This window comes from Pseudomonas psychrophila HA-4, from assembly GCF_000282975.1.
Lineage (GTDB): Bacteria > Pseudomonadota > Gammaproteobacteria > Pseudomonadales > Pseudomonadaceae > Aquipseudomonas > Aquipseudomonas psychrophila_A.
Map to the genome: position 1 here is coordinate 56,186 of NZ_ALJC01000100.1, position 18,769 is coordinate 74,954.

The 18,769-nt window shown below is 58.0% G+C and carries 17 protein-coding genes; 13 read left to right on the plus strand and 4 right to left on the minus strand.

Annotated features, from left to right (window positions below):
• Position 1: 1 nt before the first annotated feature.
• The 8 genes from B347_RS0116020 (at position 2) to B347_RS0116055 (ending at position 10,368) form a co-directional block, all read left to right on the plus strand.
• Complete coding sequence (locus B347_RS0116020; RefSeq protein ID WP_019410704.1) at positions 2-1,234, plus strand: hypothetical protein; 1,233 nt, start codon at positions 2-4, stop codon at positions 1,232-1,234.
• An 89-nt stretch (positions 1,235-1,323) separates the two neighbouring features.
• Complete coding sequence (locus B347_RS26030) at positions 1,324-2,316, plus strand: RHS repeat-associated core domain-containing protein (protein ID WP_081498309.1); 993 nt, start codon at positions 1,324-1,326, stop codon at positions 2,314-2,316.
• Positions 2,317-2,427: 111 nt separating this feature from the next.
• Positions 2,428-2,517 carry a K(+)-transporting ATPase subunit F gene (kdpF, locus tag B347_RS25105; RefSeq protein ID WP_003446770.1) on the plus strand — a complete coding sequence of 30 codons (90 nt, stop codon included), beginning with the start codon at positions 2,428-2,430 and terminating at the stop codon, positions 2,515-2,517.
• Positions 2,518-2,525: 8 nt separating this feature from the next.
• The gene (kdpA, locus tag B347_RS0116035; protein WP_019410706.1) at positions 2,526-4,220 is read left to right on the plus strand and encodes a potassium-transporting ATPase subunit KdpA; all 1,695 of its coding nucleotides are present in this window, start codon (positions 2,526-2,528) and stop codon (positions 4,218-4,220) included.
• A 10-nt stretch (positions 4,221-4,230) separates the two neighbouring features.
• The gene (gene kdpB, locus B347_RS0116040; protein WP_019410707.1) at positions 4,231-6,303 is read left to right on the plus strand and encodes a potassium-transporting ATPase subunit KdpB; all 2,073 of its coding nucleotides are present in this window, start codon (positions 4,231-4,233) and stop codon (positions 6,301-6,303) included.
• Between the two features lie 21 nt (positions 6,304-6,324).
• Positions 6,325-6,876 carry a potassium-transporting ATPase subunit KdpC gene (gene kdpC / locus B347_RS0116045; protein WP_026014234.1) on the plus strand — a complete coding sequence of 184 codons (552 nt, stop codon included), beginning with the start codon at positions 6,325-6,327 and terminating at the stop codon, positions 6,874-6,876.
• A 102-nt stretch (positions 6,877-6,978) separates the two neighbouring features.
• Complete coding sequence (locus B347_RS0116050) at positions 6,979-9,645, plus strand: sensor histidine kinase (protein ID WP_019410709.1); 2,667 nt, start codon at positions 6,979-6,981, stop codon at positions 9,643-9,645.
• Between the two features lie 36 nt (positions 9,646-9,681).
• Entirely contained in the window at positions 9,682-10,368 is a 687-nt protein-coding gene (locus B347_RS0116055) for a response regulator (RefSeq protein WP_019410710.1), read from the plus strand.
• A 7-nt stretch (positions 10,369-10,375) separates the two neighbouring features.
• On the opposite strand, the gene B347_RS0116060 is transcribed toward B347_RS0116055, so the two are convergent.
• Positions 10,376-11,431 (minus strand): patatin-like phospholipase family protein, encoded by a 1,056-nt coding sequence (locus tag B347_RS0116060; protein ID WP_019410711.1) that lies wholly within the window; start codon positions 11,429-11,431, stop codon positions 10,376-10,378.
• 225 nt (positions 11,432-11,656) lie between these two features.
• Between B347_RS0116060 and B347_RS0116065 the strand changes: the two genes are divergently transcribed.
• From B347_RS0116065 to B347_RS0116075, 3 genes are all read left to right on the plus strand, one after another.
• The gene (locus tag B347_RS0116065; protein ID WP_026014235.1) at positions 11,657-11,935 is read left to right on the plus strand and encodes a hypothetical protein; all 279 of its coding nucleotides are present in this window, start codon (positions 11,657-11,659) and stop codon (positions 11,933-11,935) included.
• A gap of 25 nt (positions 11,936-11,960) precedes the next feature.
• Entirely contained in the window at positions 11,961-12,731 is a 771-nt protein-coding gene (locus B347_RS0116070) for a CHAD domain-containing protein (RefSeq protein ID WP_019410713.1), read from the plus strand.
• Positions 12,732-12,870: 139 nt separating this feature from the next.
• On the plus strand, positions 12,871-13,668 hold the full coding sequence (locus B347_RS0116075; protein WP_019410714.1) for an acyl-CoA thioesterase: 798 nt from the start codon (positions 12,871-12,873) through the stop codon (positions 13,666-13,668).
• On the opposite strand, the gene B347_RS25110 is transcribed toward B347_RS0116075, so the two are convergent.
• From B347_RS25110 to B347_RS0116090, 3 genes are all read right to left on the minus strand, one after another.
• A complete protein-coding gene (locus tag B347_RS25110; RefSeq protein ID WP_019410715.1) occupies positions 13,669-13,935 on the minus strand; it encodes a hypothetical protein in 267 nt (88 codons plus the stop codon).
• 100 nt (positions 13,936-14,035) lie between these two features.
• The gene (locus tag B347_RS0116085) at positions 14,036-15,517 is read right to left on the minus strand and encodes a methyl-accepting chemotaxis protein (protein WP_019410716.1); all 1,482 of its coding nucleotides are present in this window, start codon (positions 15,515-15,517) and stop codon (positions 14,036-14,038) included.
• A 191-nt stretch (positions 15,518-15,708) separates the two neighbouring features.
• On the minus strand, positions 15,709-16,518 hold the full coding sequence (locus B347_RS0116090) for a TatD family hydrolase (protein ID WP_019410717.1): 810 nt from the start codon (positions 16,516-16,518) through the stop codon (positions 15,709-15,711).
• 237 nt (positions 16,519-16,755) lie between these two features.
• Here B347_RS0116090 and B347_RS0116095 point away from each other — a divergent pair, with 237 nt between their 5' ends.
• Positions 16,756-18,174 carry a transglycosylase SLT domain-containing protein gene (locus B347_RS0116095; protein WP_019410718.1) on the plus strand — a complete coding sequence of 473 codons (1,419 nt, stop codon included), beginning with the start codon at positions 16,756-16,758 and terminating at the stop codon, positions 18,172-18,174.
• Between the two features lie 99 nt (positions 18,175-18,273).
• Entirely contained in the window at positions 18,274-18,708 is a 435-nt protein-coding gene (locus B347_RS0116100) for a DoxX family protein (RefSeq protein WP_019410719.1), read from the plus strand.
• Positions 18,709-18,769 lie beyond the last annotated feature (61 nt).

Genomic DNA, 18,769 nt, shown 5'->3' on the forward strand with positions numbered 1-18,769 from the left:
TATGGCGCTGCGTTGCAAATGGCCTCTGGGTTTGCTGCTATTAATAGTTAGCAGCCCGCTTTGGGCCGCCAAAAAAGTCGATCTGGATTACCACGTGCAACTGTTGCCACTGAGCAATCAGGCGCAAGTGAGTGTAACCCTGGCTGAAGGTTCTGCTGTACGCAGCCTGGACTTCGATCTGGGAGTTCCCGGTAATTACAGCGATTTCAAAGCAGACGGCCACTGGCAATTGACTGCCGACCCACAACACAGCCGCGGGCTGTGGCACCCGGCGCCGGGCAAGGCCAGCCTGAGCTACCGCGTGCAGTTGAATCATCAACTCAAGAACGGCAGCTTTGACACGCGCATGACCCCTAAATGGGCACTGTTTCGCGGCGAGCAACTGATCCCGCCTGCCAGTCTTGATCAGCAAGACGGCACCGAGTTGGTCTCGCGTCTGGAGTTTGAACTGCCCAAGGGCTGGAAAAGCGTTGAAACCGCGTGGCCGCGCATCGGTAAAAACCGTTTTCGGATCGACGATGTATCACGTCTCTTCGACCGACCAACGGGCTGGATGCTTGCCGGCACCTTGGGCAGCCGTCGCAGCACTCTGGGCGAAACCGAAGTGACGGTGACCGCGCCACAAGGGCAGGGCATGCACCGCTTGGATGTATTGACCTTGCTCACGTTTGTCTGGCCGCAAGTGCAGGCGGTATTCCCGCGCAATCCGCCAAAACTATTGATCGTCGGCGCGGGCAGCCCGATGTGGAAAGGCAGCACGGCGGCGCGCAATTCGATTTATCTCTACAGTGGCCTGCCGCTGGTCAGCGAGAACGGCAGCAGCCCGCTATTGCGTGAAGTGGTGCAGGTGTTCAGCGGTATCAATGATGAGCCGGGCCATGACTGGATCGGCGAAGGGCTGAGCGAGTACTACGCCATTGAATTATTGCGCCGTGCTGGAGGCATGAGCGATGAGCGTTACCAAGCGCTGCAACACAAGCTTAACGCTGTCGGTAAGGGCGTGACCCACCTGCGTGGCGCACAAACTACCCCGCCGATGGTGGCGAGGGCAGTGATGTTGTTACAGGCGCTGGACCGCGAAATCCGCTTGCAAACCCATAACAAGCGTTCGCTGGATGACGTCAGTCAGGCACTGATGCGCATGGACAAGGTCAATACCCAGTCGTTTATCCAACTGAGTGAAAGCGTGTTGGGCGGGCGATCTGAGGTGCTGGATAGCCCGTTGTTGCGCTGATGGCGGGTTCTGCCTATCAAATCTGCTAGGTATTCAGGCAGGAGGATGAAGCCGAAACTCTTCTTTTAACTGAAAGGTTGAGTGCTGATATGAACGTTTCTTCTTGTGTATACAACTATGACCCATTAGATCGGCTGACCAGCGCTACGTCGGCCAGCGAACCGCCATCGCAGCGTTTCTATCAACGCCAACGCTTGGTTACTGAAATTAGCGGCGCCACCTATACCTGCCTGTTTCAGTGCGCTGATCAGCTCTTGGCGCAATGTGATAACGAGCACACCCTGTTATTGGCCACAGACGTTCAGCGCTCAGTACTAAGCACCGATAAGCACACCCATCAGGGATACAGTCCGTATGGGCAGCGCACTGTCTTCAATGGCTTGGGTACGTTGCTTGGTTTTAATGGCGAGCCGCCAGACCCGATGACTGGGCATTATCTGTTGGGCATTGGTTATCGGGCATATAACCCGGTGCTCATGCGGTTTAATAGTCCCGACTCACTGAGCCCATTTTTAAAAGGCGGCATTAATACCTACGCTTATTGTTCCGGAGATCCAGTGAATTGGCAGGATTCAACAGGGCGTTTCCGTTTGCCAACCAAACGGTTAAGCGTGATCGGTGCAGCAGCCGGAGTTTCACCCACTGAACATAAGAGCCTGATTAAACAAGTTGTCGATATTGCAAAGAGCTCATTAACACGCAACCTATCCAACCCAGAGCTGGTCGCACCTGGGAGAGTTCTTCTAGATGAGGGGCTTGGAAATATGACTAGAAATAACTCGTTCACACAGCTTCTTTCCGAGACTAATAAAAATTTAATCTCCCACGCAGATCCGCATCTGAGTGTGTCGCACGCAGGTTTTTATCTGGACACAGCGAAAGAGGTTGAAAACGGAGGCCTTTCCAACACAGGTGCTCACTTTAGCGCGGCTGCTCATTGGTTATCGAAAACCCAAGGGCCTTCCAGACCCGTTGGGACTTTATTTAATGCCGCAGCGGGCTTTATGGCAGCGGGTAATGATCACCGACTACTCAAAACAGGCCGTACGCTCCTACAGGAGAGCACCGCGGTGCGCCGTTAAGTTTTTTTACGCCTTCTTTACGCCCCCGCATCCCCCTCGATCTCGATCCTTTACGCGCACATTGCACACACTCTTCCTACACGCGGCACATGCCGCTTTGGGAGAGTTGTCATGGGCGTTCTGGATGGGGTGTCCCTGCTGTTAGCAGTGGGGCTGTTCGTTTATCTGCTGGTTGCGCTGTTGCGCGCAGATCGGAACTAGGAGCGGATATGCACAGTTATGACTATGCGCTGATTCTGGCTTTCTTCGTCTTGGTGCTGTTGCCTGCGCCGTGGTTGGGGCGCTTTTACTACAAGGTGATGGAAGGCCAGCGAACCTGGCTGACGCCGGTATTAGGGCCTGTCGAAAAGCTCTGCTATCGCGTCGCCGGGGTTGACCCGAGCAGCGAACAAAGCTGGCAGAAATACACCTTGGCGTTGCTGGCCTTTAACCTCGCAGGCTTTGTGATCCTGTTCGCGATTCTGCTGTTTCAACAGTACCTGCCGCTCAACCCGCAACAGTTGCCAGGGCAAGAATGGACCTTGGCGTTCAACACGGCGGTGAGCTTTGTCACCAACACCAACTGGCAGAGTTACAGCGGCGAAGCCTCGCTCAGTGACTTCAGTCAAATGGCTGGCCTGACGGTGCAAAACTTCGTCAGCGCAGCGACTGGTCTGGCGGTATTGGTCGCATTGTGCCGGGGTATTGGTCGTCGTTCGGCGCAAACCCTGGGTAACTTCTGGGCTGACATGACCCGCGCCACGCTCTACGGCTTGCTGCCGCTGTGCTTGGTGTTGGCGCTGTTTTTGGTGTGGCAAGGCGTGCCACAAACCTTTGCTCATTACGTGAATGCGGTGACGATGCAGGGCGTGGACCAAGTGATCCCGCTGGGCCCGGCCGCGAGCCAGATTGCGATCAAGCAACTGGGCACCAATGGCGGTGGTTTCTTTGGTGTGAACTCGGCGCATCCGTTCGAGAACCCGAGCGCTTGGAGCAACCTGTTTGAGCTGGCATCGATCATTCTGATCCCGGTAGCGCTGGTGTTTACCTTTGGCCATTACGTCAAAGACCTGCGCCAGAGCCGAGCCATCATCGCTTGCATGCTGGCGTTGTTCTTGATCGGTGGCGGTACCGCGTTATATGCCGAATACCAACCCAACCCGGCGCTGAACAGCCCGCTGGTTCAACACACCGCCCCACTGGAAGGCAAGGAAACGCGCTTCGGCACCACCGGCACTGTGCTGTGGGCCGAAACCACGACCGCAGCGTCCAACGGCTCAGTAAACGGCATGCACGACAGCCTCAACCCTATGAGCGGGATGGTCGCGCTGGTCAACATGATGGTCGGTGAAGTGATCTTCGGCGGTGTGGGTGCCGGGCTCTACGGCATGCTGCTGAACGTGCTGATCGCGGTGTTTCTTGCCGGTCTGATGATTGGCCGCACACCGGAATACCTCGGCAAAAAGCTGCAAGCCAAAGAAGTCCAACTGTTGGTTGTGACGTTGCTGGTGATGCCGGTCGGCGTGCTGGTGCTGGCGGCAATCGCTTCGGTGTTGCCGAGTGCGGTGGCCGCCGTGAGTAACCCTGGCCCCCATGGTTTCAGTCAAATCCTGTACGCCTTTACCTCGGCCAGTGCCAACAACGGTTCGGCATTCGGCGGCCTGAGTGCCAACACGCCGTTCTACAACCTGATGCTGAGCCTAGGCATGTTGCTGGGACGCTTCGGTTACATCCTGCCGGTGCTGGCGTTGGCAGGCAGTCTGGCGATGAAGAAAACCGCGCCGATTGGCCAGAACACGTTCCCGACCCACGGCCCGTTATTTGTGGCACTGCTGACCGTGACCATTTTGCTGGTGGGCGGCCTGACCTTCTTGCCGACGCTGGCCCTTGGCCCCATCGCTGAACAACTGACTCTGGGCTTCTGAGGAGACGATCATGACTATGCCTGCTCCTGTTTCAACGTTGACACCTACGCCTGATGCCAAGGCGCCTGAATCACCGAAAACCGCGTTCGCCGATCTGTGGCGCCCAGCCTTACTGCAAGCCTTCGTCAAGCTCGACCCACGCCAACTCAAACGCTCACCCGTGATGCTGGTGGTCGAATTGACGGCGATTTTCACCACCATCCTGTGCGTTATGCCTGAGCCTGCGGTGCCTACCGGGGTGGCGGTGCAAATCGCCTTGTGGCTGTGGTTTACCGTGCTGTTCGCCAACTTTGCCGAAGCCCTGGCCGAGGGCCGGGGTAAAGCCCGTGCCGACAGCCTCAAGGCTGGCAGCGTAGGCTTGAGTGCGCGTCGACGTACAAGCACGGGCGGTTATGAAATCGTCCCGGCCACCCGTCTGCGCAAAGGTGATGTGGTGCGCGTCGAAGCGGGAGAGATGATCCCCGGAGACGGCGAGGTGATCGAAGGGATTGCCGCGGTCAACGAAGCGGCGATTACCGGCGAATCTGCGCCCGTGATTCGTGAGTCGGGCGGTGATCGCTCGGCGGTCACCGGCAATACGCGATTGGTCTCGGACTGGCTGGTGGTGCGAATCAGCGCCAACCCCGGCGAGTCGACCTTGGACCGCATGATCGCGCTGGTCGAAGGCGCCAAGCGTCAGAAAACCCCGAACGAAGTGGCGCTGGATATTCTGCTAATCGGCCTAACCCTGATCTTCCTGATCGTGGTCGTGACCCTGCAACCTTTTGCCTACTATGCCGCTGGCAGCCTGCCGATGGTATTTTTGGTGGCGCTGCTGGTCACGCTGATTCCGACCACCATCGGTGGGTTGCTGTCAGCCATTGGTATCGCGGGCATGGACCGGCTGGTGCGCCTCAACGTGATCGCCAAGTCGGGCCGTGCCGTTGAAGCCGCGGGCGATGTGCACGTGCTGATGCTCGACAAGACCGGCACCATCACTTTTGGTAACCGTCGCTGCACCGCGCTGTACGCTTCACCGGGCGTGACTGCCAAAGAGTTGGCCGAAGGCGCGTTGCTGGCTTCTCTGGCGGATGAGACGGCGGAGGGCAAGTCCATCGTCGAGTTTATTCGCGCTGCACAGACCTTGCCTGAGCCCCCCGCGTCAGACTTCAACGCAGTACCGTTCACGGCTGAAACGCGCTTGTCGGGTATCGACTTTAACGGCCGGGTCTATCGCAAAGGCGCGGTGGATTCAGTGCTGGCGTTTGTCGGCCTTAAACGCAGCGAAGTGTTACCCGCACTGTCGCGTGAAATCGACAAAATTGCCCAAAGTGGCGGCACACCGTTGTTGGTGTGTGCTCAAGGTCGGCTGCTCGGCGCGATCCACCTCAAAGACGTCGTTAAACCAGGGATTCGCGAGCGTTTTGCCGAATTACGCAAGCTGGGGATTCGCACCGTGATGGTCACCGGCGACAACCCGCTGACCGCCGCTGCGATTGCCGCCGAAGCAGGCGTGGATGACGTGTTGGCCGAGGCCACGCCGGAGAAGAAACTGGCGCGTATTCGCCACGAGCAAAACGATGGTCGTTTAGTCGCCATGTGTGGCGACGGTGCCAACGATGCCCCGGCGCTGGCGCAGGCTGACGTCGGCATGGCGATGAATGATGGTACGCAAGCGGCGCGTGAGGCGGCCAACATGGTCGACCTCGACAGCGACCCGACCAAGCTGTTGGACGTGGTGCAAATCGGCAAAGAACTGCTGGTGACACGTGGCGCGCTGACGACCTTTTCCATCGCCAACGACGTGGCCAAGTATTTCGCCATCCTGCCCGCGCTGTTTGCCTCCGTCTACCCGCAACTTGGGGTGCTCAACGTGATGCACCTGAACAGCCCGCAGAGCGCGATCTTGTCAGCCATCGTGTTCAACGCCCTGATCATCGTCGTGTTGATTCCGCTGGCCCTTCGCGGCGTCAGGGTGCAGGCGGCGAGTGCCGCGCACTTGCTGCGTCGCAACCTGCTGATCTATGGCGTGGGCGGGCTGGTGGTGCCCTTTATCGGGATCAAACTGATCGACATGCTGCTCACCGCGCTGCACTTGGTTTAAGCGCCTTCGGAGGAATGAATGATGGCTTCTTTTTTACGTCCGGCCCTGAGCCTGATGCTGTTGATGACCGCCATCACTGGCGTGGTTTACCCGCTGGTTGTCACCGGCATCGCCCAAGTTGCCTTCCCGGCGCAGGCCAATGGCAGCCTGGTGCGAGACAGTACAGGGAACGTGGTGGGGTCGGTGCTGATCGCGCAAGACTTTACCGGCGACAACTGGTTTCATCCACGGCCGTCGGCGGGGGCGTTTGCCACGGTTTCTAGCTCGGCGAGCAACTTGGCGCCGAGCAACCCGGCCTTGGCCGCGCGGGTTAAAGAGAGTGCTGTGCAGCTTTCCGTGCCTGATCAAGGTCCGGTTCCCCTGGCACTGTTAACCACCTCGGGCAGCGGCCTGGACCCGCACTTGCCACCAGAGGCAATACGCTATCAACTGGCACGGGTTGCGGCAGCGCGTAATGTGCCGGTAGAAACGCTTGAGCAACTGGTGCAAAAACACATCGAACAGCCGCTGGTAGGTCCGCCGGTGGTTAACGTGTTGTTGTTGAACCAGGCGCTGGCGCAGCTCAAAAGCTGACTTCAATCTGTAGGGGCGAACGGGCTCACGATTTTTTAAAGATCAAAAGATCGCGAGGCAAGCTCGCTCCGACAGAAGTTATGTATTCATTAGGTAGGTGCCATGACAAATTCCGGTCGCGCCGATGCGCTGTTAGCTGATTTGCCTCGCGCTGGTCGTGGGCGGCTTAAAGTGTTTCTTGGTGCGGCCCCCGGTGTGGGCAAGACCTACGCCATGCTGCAAGCCGCCCATACTCAACTGCGCCAAGGGGTCGCGGTGTTGGCCGGGGTGGTCGAAACCCATGGTCGGGCCGAGACCGAGGCTTTGCTCAACGGTTTGCCCCAGCAACCCATGCTGCGTTCTGAGTACCGGGGTGTGCAGCTCGAAGAAATGGACCTCGATGGCCTGCTCGCGGCTCAACCAACCTTGGTGCTGGTCGATGAACTGGCCCACAGCAACGCCCCCGGCAGCCGCCATGCCAAACGCTGGCAAGACGTACAAGAACTGTTGGCCGCGGGCATCGATGTCTACACCACCGTCAACGTCCAGCATCTCGAAAGCCTCAACGATCAAGTGCGTGGCATCACTGGGGTGCAGGTACGTGAAACCCTGCCTGACTGGATCGTTCAGGAAGCCTACGAACTGCTGCTGATCGACTTGCCGCCGCGTGAATTGCTGGAGCGGCTGCGCGAGGGCAAAGTCTATGTGCCCGAGCAGGCGCGGGCGGCCATTGATGCGTTTTTCTCCCAGACCAACCTCAACGCCCTGCGCGAGCTGGCGATGCAGACCGCCGCTGTGTACGTCGACGATGAACTCGACAAAGGCTATCGCCAACAAGGGCAGTCGGCGCCCGCGTTACGTGGCCGCTTGTTGGTGGGCATTGATGGCGATGTACATGCCGAGCGTCTGGTGCGCCATGCGAGCCGGGTCGCGGAGCGGCGGCACTTGCCTTGGAGCTTGGTGCACGTCGACAACGGCAGCGCCCGTGACGAGCAATCGCGTTTACGCCTGCAAAACGCTCAGCAATTGGCCGAAAGGCTGGGCGGGGAAGTGGTGCTGTTGCGCGCGGGTGAAGTAGCCAAAACCTTAATCCAGCACGCCAGTGAACGGCGTGCCAGCTTACTGCTGGTGGGGCAGTCACGGCTGACGTGGCGTCGACGTGTGTTCGGTGGCGGGCTGGCGGCGCGCTTGTTGCGTAATTCACACGGTCTGGAAATCAACGTACTCGACAACGAGCAGTCCTGCGAGCCCGCCGTGAGTCGTGGCAAACATGCGCTGGTGTGGTTTGACTATGGCTTGGCGCTGGTGGCAACGGTGCTGGCCAGTGCGTTGGCATGGGCGGTCGCCAGTGTGTTGGCGCTGCCCAATATCTCGCTGGTATTTTTGGCCGCGGTGTTGCTGGTCGCTGTGCGCAGTAGCCTAGGCCCCGCGTTGGCCTGTGCTGCGCTGTCATTTCTGGCGTACGACTTTCTATTTATTCCCCCCAACTTCTCGTTAAGCATTCAGCGTGAAGAAGACGTACTGACGCTGTTGTTTTTTTTGCTGATGGCTGCGCTCACCGGCAACTTGGCGGCCCGTCAGCGCAGGCAACTGCAAGCGTTGCGTGACACTCAGGAAGAAACCACGCAGTTACTCGACCTGTCGCGCAAGCTCACGGCAGCGACGGATCGCCAAGCGGTGATCAATGCGGCGGCTCAGCATTTGAGCGCCTGGCAAGAACTCAATGTGTGCCTACTCAACCGTGATGGCAGCGGCGGCTGGACTGTCGAAACCGGCGGCCCGCTGCACTTTAACGAATCGGAAAGAGCCGCTGCCGATTGGGCTTGGACACACGACCAACCGGCGGGTAAAGGCACGGGCACCTTGCCAATGGGCAATTGGTGGTGGTGGCCATTGAGTGCTGAAGAAGGGCCGTTGGCCCTGCTTGGGGTTTGCCCTAAAGAGGGTCAGCAACTGAGCGGCCAACGTCGGCGCTTGCTGATGGCACTGAGCCAGCCGCTGGCACAGGCGCTGGCCCGTGCACGCTTGGCGCAAGACCTGGAAGCGGCCCGTTTGCACGGCGAAACCGAACAATTGCGCAGCGCGTTACTGGCGTCGGTGTCCCATGACTTGCGCACCCCGCTGACCACCATGCGCGGCAGCATCGATACCTTGCTGGCCTTGGGCGAGGCCATCGCGCTGGCTGATCGACGCGAATTGCTCGAAGGCACCCGCGATGAAGCCGAGCGTCTGGATCGCTACATACAGAACTTGCTAGACATGACCCGGCTTGGCCACGGCGCCTTGAAGCTGGCCCGGGACTGGGTCTCACCCGCCGACATTGCGGGCAGCGCCTTGAACCGATTGCGCACCGTGCTGGCGCCGTTGCAGGTACACGTCGATGTGCCGCCACAACTGCCATTGCTCCACGTTCATGCCGCCTTGATCGAGCAGGCGCTGATTAATGTGCTGGAAAACGCTGCACGCTTCTCGCCGCCTCATGCTCAGTTGCAATTGAGCGCAGGTGCTGACGAAGGTGAGTTGTGGTTTTCCGTCAGCGATCAGGGGCCGGGTATTCCCGAAGAAGACCGGTCGAAGATTTTTGACATGTTCTACACCGCTGCCCGTGGAGATCGCGGGGGGCAGGGCACGGGGCTTGGGTTGGCGATTTGTCAGGGGATGGTCGGCGCGCATGGTGGCCGCATCACCGTGGGCGACGGCATTGGCGGGCAGGGCACCTGCATCACCTTGTATTTGCCGTTGCGCGATCAACCGGCCATGGATCAGGAAGAGGCGGAGCGTGAAGACTGATATTCTTTGGCCATACTTTTGCCGCGATGAACTGTCATGAGCCTGCCCGCGACTGTTTTAGTCATTGATGATGAGCCCCAGATTCGCAAGTTCTTGCGCATCAGTCTGGTGTCTCAAGGCTACAACGTGCTGGAAGCCGCGACCGGGGCTGAAGGCTTGAGCCAAGCGGCGTTGAACAAGCCGGACGTACTGGTGCTGGACCTGGGCTTGCCGGACATGGACGGCCAACAGGTATTGCGCGAGTTTCGCGAGTGGTCCAATGCGCCGGTGCTGGTGCTCTCGGTGCGCGCCAGTGAAACGCAAAAAGTTCAGGCGTTGGATGGCGGGGCCAATGACTACGTGACCAAGCCATTTGGGATTCAGGAATTTTTAGCGCGCATCCGCGCCTTGCTGCGTCAGGCGCCCACGGGTGAAGCCCAGCAAGCGGCGGTTGAGCTGGGCCCGTTAACCATCGACCTGGCGTTTCGCCGGGTGCTGCTCGACGGTGTGGAAGTGGCGCTGACGCGCAAGGAATACGCGGTGCTGGCGCAACTAGCGCGGCATCCGGGCCGGGTGATTACCCAGCAGCAACTGCTCAAGGATATTTGGGGGCCGAGCCACATCGAGAACAGTCACTACCTGCGCATTGTGGTCGGCCATTTGCGCCAGAAACTGGCTGATGAGCCAACCTCGCCGCGTTTTATCGCCACCGAGGCCGGGGTCGGTTATCGGCTCTTGAGCTGAAATTTCGTCAGAGGTGCATGCGTTGATCCGCTTCGTAGCGATCCAGCGTGTCCTTGGCGATTTCACGGCCTAAAGCGATGAGCTCCGGCGCTTTGTAAAACTCAAAAAAACGGCACACCCGTTTTGGCACGTTGATCAAAATGTCGGGTGGGTAGCCCGCAATCTTGTATTGCGCCAAAGAGGTTTGCATCACTTCAAAACTCTGGTTGATCAAATCCAGTAGCGACGCGGGGCCGACGTTGTCGACGATGACCGAGCCCGTGGCCGATTTTGGCGCGCCTTCGTTGGCGAGGGCGGGTTGCCGGCTTTTTGGATAGGCTGACTCAAGCCAAGGGTTGGGTTGCTCTTCAACGGGCTGCTCGGCAAACGGCTTGAGCATTTCCTGTTCTAGGTTGCGCAGGTGTTCGGCCTGTTTGGTGCGAAACGGAATGTGCGAGCCCAGCGAACTCATCAAATTATCAAAGCGCCCTTTAAACGCTGCCGGGCGCTGAATGACGGGTAATTGATAGTGGTTTTGTGTGGTTGAGTTCAGGTTTACGGCGACGATCAGGTCGCAATGGCTGGACACCACCGGGACGATGGGCAAAGGGTTGAGCAAGCCGCCGTCAACCAGCATTCGGTTGCCCTGCATCACGGGGGTGAACAGGCTAGGAATAGCGGCAGAAGCACGCATGGCTTGGTGCAGGCAGCCTTCCTGAAACCATATTTCCTGTTGGTGGGTCAGGTCAGTGGCAACGGCTGTGTAGGGGATGCGCAGGTCTTCGATGTTGATTTCGCCCACGATATTACGTATTTGCCCAAAGACTTTTTCACCCCGAATGGCCCCCAGCCGAAAACTCACGTCCACCAAACGCAGAACATCCAAGTAATCGAGGCTTTGAATCCAGTCGCGGTACTGATCCAGTTTGCCCGCCGCATAAACGCCTCCGACCACCGCGCCCATCGAACAACCGGCAATACAGGCGATCTCGTAGCCACGGCTTTCGAGTTCTTCTATTACGCCGATATGGGCATACCCACGCGCGCCACCTGAGCCTAGTACCAATGCAATACGCTTTTTCATGACGCGGCCCTTTGCCAGACAAGTGCTTACAATGCCTTTTTGTGGCGTGTAACGACAGCTCAAACCGTATCTGCCAGCTAGGCTGTAAAGGCGATCTGGCCTAGGGTGCTTTAAAGGATCAAAAGATCGCTGGGTACGCTTGAGCGTGCAGTATTTGGCATAAGGGCACTTTTAGGCCTGTAGCTCGTCTTAGTTGGCTGTGAACAATAATCTGAGGGATGAACCATGAAAGCTTGGATCTGTGTGCCATTAATGGCAATTGCTTTGGCCGGTTGCGCGGGTAAAACGGTTTATCGTGACAGTTGCGGTACTCAGCTGGATGCGGCGTGGCATGAGCTGGATTTGGCCAAAGCTGAAGGTTTTGCAGGCACGGTCAGTTATTCCAAGGCGTTGTCTTTGCTGACGGCGGCAAAAACCCAGCAACAATTCGAAGCGTTTGAAGGCTGCACCACCAAAGCCGAGAAAGCGCGTTTCTATATTCGTGAGTCCCGTGCCGGGCGTTAAATCGGGGTAACGGGGGAGGGAAAGGATGTCTGATTTGGTTGATCGGATCGTAGTCAACTGCTTGCGCCTGGAGGTCAGGTTGCTGGCCTGTCAGGCGCGCTTGCAGGCTGAGACAGACCCAGAGGCGCTGCATGACCTGCGGACCACTGTGCGTCGTTTGCGCAGCTTGTTACGCCCGTTGCGGGGCTTGCCGGGCGTGGTTCAGCTTGAAATGTCGGCGTCTCAGGTCGGTGTGTTAACAACGCCATTGCGTGACCTGGAAGTGTTGGCCGCGCACCTTGAGCAACACGGTCACCCCGCACTGGCCACGCGACGTTTGAAACAGCTGGCAGGCAGTTATGAGCGGGTGGCAGACAGTACTGAGCTGTCGCAACTGCTGATGATCCTGGATGTGTTCCCGAGATTTTTGCGCGCCTCCCAACGTGAAGGCTTGCTGCGCGGGTTGCGTGGGCGCATTGGCGCGGTGTTGGCCAAGCAGTGGAAGGCATTGCACAAAGCATTGAGTGATCCGGGTCACGACCGGCATGAAGTGCGGTTGTTGATCAAGCGCGTGCGTTATGGCGCCGAAGCCTATCCAGAACTGGAAAGCATCCCCGCAGGGCTGATGAACCGGCTCAAAGACGCGCAAAAGGCTTTGGGTGAATGGCATGACGCCTGGCAGTGGTTGTTGCAGGCAGAGCAGCAGCCAGACCTGCAACCTTGCATCGAGCAATGGCGTGCAACGCTCAAGCGCAGCGAGAAACGCGCTGACCGGGCGCTGGTCAAATTGAGTGCGGCGCGGTTTAGCCGTGTATAGCATGTCGATTTCGTAGCAGTTGCGTGCGCCATATTGCTGCCTGACTGCTCTTTCAGCAGCTGATTTGGCGTAAATGAGTGCTGTGCAGCCTCAAGCAGATCAGTAGTATCGCGTCATATTTCTCTGCTTTGAGGTGTTTATGCAGTTTTCAGAATTGGTCGACGCAGTGCGCAAAAATCCGTCAGACGTGACGATCTCTGAAGATTGGGGGCAGGGGCGTGCCAGTTTTGGCGGGTTGGTGGTGGCTTTGCAATACGAAGCCATGCTTGCTCAGGTGTCGGCCGAGCGTGCGTTGCGCTCGCTTGCCGTCACGTTTGTCGGACCTGCCGAGCCTGGCGTACCGATCAGTTTTGAAGTTGAGGTGCTGCGTGAAGGCAAGGCTGTCAGCCAAGTGCTGGGCCGTGCTGTGCAAAAAGGCCAGGTGGTGACACTGGTTCAAGGCAGCTTTGGTGCGGCCCGCGAGTCTGTGGTTAAGGTCGATAGTGTGCCTGCACCGCAAATGAAAGCGCCGCAAGAATGCCCGTTATTGCCCTACATCAAAGGCGTTACGCCAGAGTTTATGCGGCATTTGTCCATGGGCTGGGCAGTGGGTGCGTTTCCGTTTACCGGGCGTGGCACGCGGGAAATGGGCGGTTGGGTGCGTTTAGCGGGCGAGGTGGAAGAACAACCGTTGACTGAAACCCATTTGTTGGCGCTGGTTGATGCGTGGCCACCGGCCTTGCTGCCGCTTTTGAACAAGCCGACTTCGGGCAGCACGCTGACGTGGACGGTTGAGTTTGTGCAACCGCTGCCTCAGGCCAGCACCCTTGAGTGGTGCCAATACTTGGCAGTTATTGAGCATGCCCGTGACGGCTACGGCCATGTGGCGGCCAATCTGTGGGCCCCCAATGGCGAACTGATAGCGATCAGTCGCCAGACCGTAGCCATCTTTGGCTAGTCAAAAGGTTTTACTGCGCTGTGCCGCCTGAGCCTTGGCGTCTTGCTGACGGCTCTGGCGCTGTATCACCATGCCTGCACACAGAGCGACTAAGCCAATCACGGCGCTCGGTGCATCGTTGCTGAACACCCCAGAGGCCAACAGAAGAAAGGCCAGCACCATCATCGGTACAGCGATCAGGTGCACTGCCTGACGGTTGGCGCTGTGATTGCTCTGTGGGTTTGAGCGCCATTGCCAGGCGGGTAGGTTGGGATGACGTTTGCCCATGATCAATCTCCTTGTTTGAAGGGTTCAGTCGTGTCTGAACCGGATGAACAGAGAATAGGGCCGTGATGGGCGCACGGCGAATCAAGTCTGGCTATTGGCCTTATAGCTTTAACTGACCAATGGCGCGGTTTAACTCTGCGGCCAGTGTTGCCAACTGGTTACTGGTGGTCGCCGAATCGACGGTTTGCTGGACGGTGTTTTCAGTCACATCGCGGATGCTGACCACGGCCCGGTTCATTTCTTCCGCAACCTGACTTTGCTGCTCGGCGGCCACGGCGATTTGCGTGTTGCTTTCGCGCATCTGCGCCACTGCGTGGGTAATCTCGGCCAGGGCGGCGCCTGCTTCCTGTGCTTGTTGCACACAATCGTCGGCCTTGAAGGAGCTTTCCTGCATAAAGTCCACCGCATCGCGGGTGCCTGCTTGCAAGGCTGACACCATTGAGGTTATTTCGTCGGTGGACGTTTGTACGCGTTTGGCCAAGTGCCGCACTTCGTCGGCGACGACCGCAAAGCCGCGCCCCATCTCGCCCGCCCGTGCGGCCTCGATGGCGGCGTTGAGTGCCAGCAGGTTGGTCTGTTCGGCAATGCTGTGGATCACATTGACTACGCTATTGATCTTCTGACTGTCTTGCGCCAATTGCTGAATCATCTCGGCGGTTTTTTGTACCCCGTCAGACAGGCTGGCGATGGAGTGTTGCACTCGACTGACCACCTGCTGCCCGCTGCCGGCTAGGTTGTCGGCGGTTTGCGACAGATCTCGGGTGGCGCCTGCGTGTTGTGCGATGTGATAAACCGTGGCGGTCATCTCATTAATTGCGGTCGCGGCCTGATCGGTCTCACTTTGCTGGCCGAGCATGCCGTTTTGCACGTCATTCATGCTGCTGGCCAAGCGCGCAGCCCCGGCGTCAAGTTGCGCTGCGGTGTCAGCCACCGTGTTCACCACGCGCTGGTAACCCGCTTGCATGGCGTTGAAAGCGTTGGCCATCTGCCCGACTTCATCCGTGCAGGCCAGTGGCACGCGAGCTGACAAGTCCCCAGTTTTTTCGACATGCAACATCACGTCTTTAAGGGTGTTGAGTTGGCTGAGCAAAAAGCGGATCAGCAATTGGGAGGCGCCGAGCATGGCCAGCATCAACACCAAGACGGCCATCGCATAATTGGGTAAACGTTCAACGAACACTTGAGCCAAGCTTGGTGCATAAGCCAGTACGGCGACTTTTTGGCCATTCTCGCGGGTGACCACTGCGGCCCCTGATAACGGGTTTTGCCCAAACAGCGGCATGCGATTGATCGACACCCAGCCGTTGGCATTGCTCAACTGCGAAAGTGGCTGATCGTTGAGCGTCGGGACATCATCGGGCGCGATGTGCAGTAGATCACGGGCTTCAGGCCATGCTTGGGCCGCGGGCCAGACACTGAGTAAATTCGCTTGGGCCTCGGCATTGCTCTGTGCAGCGTCACTGCGCGATTGCTGTTCGAGTTGCACGGCATACAGCACCAACAGCAACGTCGTGACAAAGGCCACTGCATTTACGGCCCAGAATTTGTACTTAAGCGAGATGTTGCTAAGCCAGGCACCCATGGAAGGTCTTCTCTGATTTTGCGGAAACAATATTGGCAAGGTGCCATCATTGTGCCGCTACTCAGTAAAGGCAGTGTTGATGTGGGTCAAGGACTGTAGTCGCTGCCGGAGGCTGCGATGGGCAGCGTAGCGGCCCTGTTTGTGGACAACCAGGGCCCTTCGGACCTTATCGAAGCCTGCGGCAGTTGGGGTTACGCATTGAGTGTCGGCAAACCAAAAAATGCCCGGGCGCAGGCCGTGGTATGGGCCGCGAGGTCGTGCTCGCTTTCTTCGCGGTGCACGGCCACTTCACGCAAAACTTCCGGCAAGTAGCTCGGTTCATTACGGCCGTTTTTGGGCTTAGGTCGCAGGGTGCGCGGCAGCAAGTACGGGGCATCGCTTTCAAGCATTAGCCGACCCCGTGGGATGTCACGCACCAGCGGGTGCAGGTGAGTGCCGCGCCGTTCATCACAAATCCAGCCAGTGATACCGATGTGCAGGTCCAGGTCGAGGTAGCTGAACAATGCCCGCTTCTCGCCCGTGAAACAGTGCACGACTGCTGCCGGCAGGTGGTCGCGGTAGTTACGCAGGATCTCCAGCAGGCGTTGGTTAGCGTCGCGCTCATGCAGGAACACCGACATCTGCAAATCAACGGCCATTGCCAAATGCTCTTCGAGCACTTTCTCCTGTTGGGCGCGGGGTGAGAAGTCGCGGTTGAAGTCCAGCCCGCATTCGCCTACGGCCCGCACGTTAGGTTCTTTGAGCAAGGCCAGTAAACGCTGGGCGCTGTCACCGTTCCAGTCGCTGGCCGAGTGCGGGTGAATGCCGGCGGTGGTGAACAGCCGATCACCGTTTTCGTCCAGCTCGCGGCACAGTTGTAAGGCGCGTTCGCTGCCTTCAACGCTGGTGCCGGTGAGGACCAATTGCGCGACGCCAGCAGCGTAAGCACGCTCTAAAACAGCGTGATGTTTGCCGTCGAAACTTGGATTGGTCAGGTTGACGCCGATATCGATGAGTTGCATGGTGCTACCTCAGGCCACAGGCCGCGAAGCATATCAGAGCTGTAGATTTATAAGAAAAACCAAGAACTACAGACGGTTATGGTTGTCTTTGAATGCCGCAACAACGCAATGCCCGTTTCTATTTCAGGGTGCATTGGCTGTATTGCGCTCTGTTTCCAGCGCTTAAATCCCTCATTGGGGCGACCGGTTGTCGGGTAATCCGACGCGGTGCTGGACTGTATTCTTTCCGGAGAACAGATGACGAGACCTACGTTATTGATTGCGCTGTGCCTGATGCTGTTGCCGGTCCCGGCGATGGCACGCCTGGCTGGACCTTTACAGGTCGGGCAGCCAAGTCAGGTCCGCGATCTGGCGCAGATTCGCAGCAGCCAAGTGTTGCGGGTGCTGGTTAATCAAAGCCGCAACAGCTCTGGCGAAGTACAGGGCCAAGACATCGGTGTTGAATACCACCGCTTGCGCGCCTTCGAGCGTTACCTCAATGCCCGGGCGCGTGACGGGCAAGAGATCTCCCTCAAAATTATCCCTAAGGCAAAAGACCAGTTGCTCGGTGCGTTGATGCGCGGTGAGGGCGATTTAATGGCGCCGGGGGAGTTGCTGGACGTCAAACCTACCCACGCGGTGAGCCCGAGCGACCCTATCGTCGAACGTGTGCCTTTGTTGCTGGTCGGGGTCAAAGGTGAGCGCCACTACACCCGATTCGAGCAACTCTCGGGCCGAACGGTGGCGCTGACCACGGGCAGTGCAGCGGGTGATTCAATCAATCTGATCAACCAAAAGCTGGCGTTGCGCAAATTGCCACCGGTCAAGGTTGAATGGGTCGATCCGAGTCTGGCGGTGGAAGATGTGCTGGAGATGGTACAGGCCGGGATCTTTCATCTGACGATTGTGGAAAAACCGATTGCCGAGCGCTGGGCTACGTTGATGCCCAAACTTCGTTTCGATCGCCAGGTGCTGATCAGCGAACCGGCAGCGATGCGCTGGTTCGTTCGCCGCGATGCTTCCATGTTGCACGCCAGTGTCGACAAGTTTTTGGCCAGCTATAAGGCGCCGTCTAATCAGGATGTAGCGTTTGAGCGGGTGTACCGACGTTTGTATCGCGTGCATTACCCACTGGCCAAAGCGGACCGACAAAAGCTCGAAAAACTGCGGCCCGTGCTGCAAAAGCATGCGAGGCAACAGGGCATGGACTGGCTTAATCTTGCCGCACTGGCGTTTAAAGAGTCGGCCTTGGATCCCGCTGCTCGGGGTTCTGGTGGCGCCACCGGGTTGCTGCAGATTACCCCTTCCGCCGCCCAGCGGGTGGGGGTCAATGACATTAAAAATGTCGATAGCAATGTGCAGGCCGGTGCCAAGTACCTGGCGCTGATCCGTCGCAAATTTTTCTCCAGTCCCAAACTTAACGAGCGTGAGCGGATGGCCTTCGTGCTGGCCGCTTACAACATGGGCCCTGAACGGGTGCAGGCCATGCGGGCAGAGGCCAAGCGCCGGGGGTTGAATCCCAATCAATGGTTTTTCCAAGTGGAACGAATTGCCATGGAGCAGGTGGGCATGAGTGGCGTCAGCTATGTTAATAGCGTGAATAAATACTATTTGGCCTTCGCTCGTGAGCGTGACTCTTTAGAGCCTGCAGAACGGACGGTGGCCTCACGTAAATAATCGAATAATTCGATTCTTATGTAGGATTTATTCGACTTTTAACAAGGAAAAAACTGATTAATATGGCGTCCATTCCCCAACTAATTTAAGGACTGCACCATGAGCAAATTGATTCAGACCGTTTTAGGAACACGTGCCGGTTACGGCCTGACTGTATTGCGGGTCTTCGTCGGCATTATCTTTGCGGCCCATGGTTCGCAGAAGCTCTTTGGCTGGTTTGGTGGCGGTGGACTGGCCGGCACCGCGCAATGGATGGAAAGCATTGGTCTGGCGCCCGGCACGCTGATGGCGCTGTTATCGGGTGGTACTGAGTTCTTTGGCGGTTTGGCATTGATTGTGGGTTTACTGGCGCGTCCAGCAGCATTGGGCTTGTCGTTTACGTTGTTGGTGGCGATCTTCTCGGTTCACATCCATAACGGTCTGTTTATGGCCAACAACGGCTATGAATTCGCCCTGGCTCTGCTGGGCGGCACTGTGGCGGTGTTGTTCGAAGGTGCGGGTAAGTTGTCGATAGACCGTGCCATTGTTGATTAAGCCGCGGCCTGTACACGCAAAAAATCCGCAGCGCCGCTAAGGGCTGCGGATTTTTTATGCG

Bases quoted from the DNA above. Each gene is read 5' to 3' on its own strand.
- B347_RS0116020 (WP_019410704.1), top strand. From the start codon at position 2: ATGGCGCTGCGTTGCAAATGGCCTCTGGGTTTGCTGCTATTAATAGTT.
- B347_RS26030 (WP_081498309.1), top strand. From the start codon at position 1,324: ATGAACGTTTCTTCTTGTGTATACAACTATGACCCATTAGATCGGCTG.
- kdpF (WP_003446770.1), top strand. From the start codon at position 2,428: ATGGGCGTTCTGGATGGGGTGTCCCTGCTGTTAGCAGTGGGGCTGTTC.
- kdpA (WP_019410706.1), top strand. From the start codon at position 2,526: ATGCACAGTTATGACTATGCGCTGATTCTGGCTTTCTTCGTCTTGGTG.
- kdpB (WP_019410707.1), top strand. From the start codon at position 4,231: ATGACTATGCCTGCTCCTGTTTCAACGTTGACACCTACGCCTGATGCC.
- kdpC (WP_026014234.1), top strand. From the start codon at position 6,325: ATGGCTTCTTTTTTACGTCCGGCCCTGAGCCTGATGCTGTTGATGACC.
- B347_RS0116050 (WP_019410709.1), top strand. From the start codon at position 6,979: ATGACAAATTCCGGTCGCGCCGATGCGCTGTTAGCTGATTTGCCTCGC.
- B347_RS0116055 (WP_019410710.1), top strand. From the start codon at position 9,682: ATGAGCCTGCCCGCGACTGTTTTAGTCATTGATGATGAGCCCCAGATT.
- B347_RS0116060 (WP_019410711.1), bottom strand. From the start codon at position 11,431: ATGAAAAAGCGTATTGCATTGGTACTAGGCTCAGGTGGCGCGCGTGGG.
- B347_RS0116065 (WP_026014235.1), top strand. From the start codon at position 11,657: ATGAAAGCTTGGATCTGTGTGCCATTAATGGCAATTGCTTTGGCCGGT.
- B347_RS0116070 (WP_019410713.1), top strand. From the start codon at position 11,961: ATGTCTGATTTGGTTGATCGGATCGTAGTCAACTGCTTGCGCCTGGAG.
- B347_RS0116075 (WP_019410714.1), top strand. From the start codon at position 12,871: ATGCAGTTTTCAGAATTGGTCGACGCAGTGCGCAAAAATCCGTCAGAC.
- B347_RS25110 (WP_019410715.1), bottom strand. From the start codon at position 13,935: ATGGGCAAACGTCATCCCAACCTACCCGCCTGGCAATGGCGCTCAAAC.
- B347_RS0116085 (WP_019410716.1), bottom strand. From the start codon at position 15,517: ATGGGTGCCTGGCTTAGCAACATCTCGCTTAAGTACAAATTCTGGGCC.
- B347_RS0116090 (WP_019410717.1), bottom strand. From the start codon at position 16,518: ATGCAACTCATCGATATCGGCGTCAACCTGACCAATCCAAGTTTCGAC.
- B347_RS0116095 (WP_019410718.1), top strand. From the start codon at position 16,756: ATGACGAGACCTACGTTATTGATTGCGCTGTGCCTGATGCTGTTGCCG.
- B347_RS0116100 (WP_019410719.1), top strand. From the start codon at position 18,274: ATGAGCAAATTGATTCAGACCGTTTTAGGAACACGTGCCGGTTACGGC.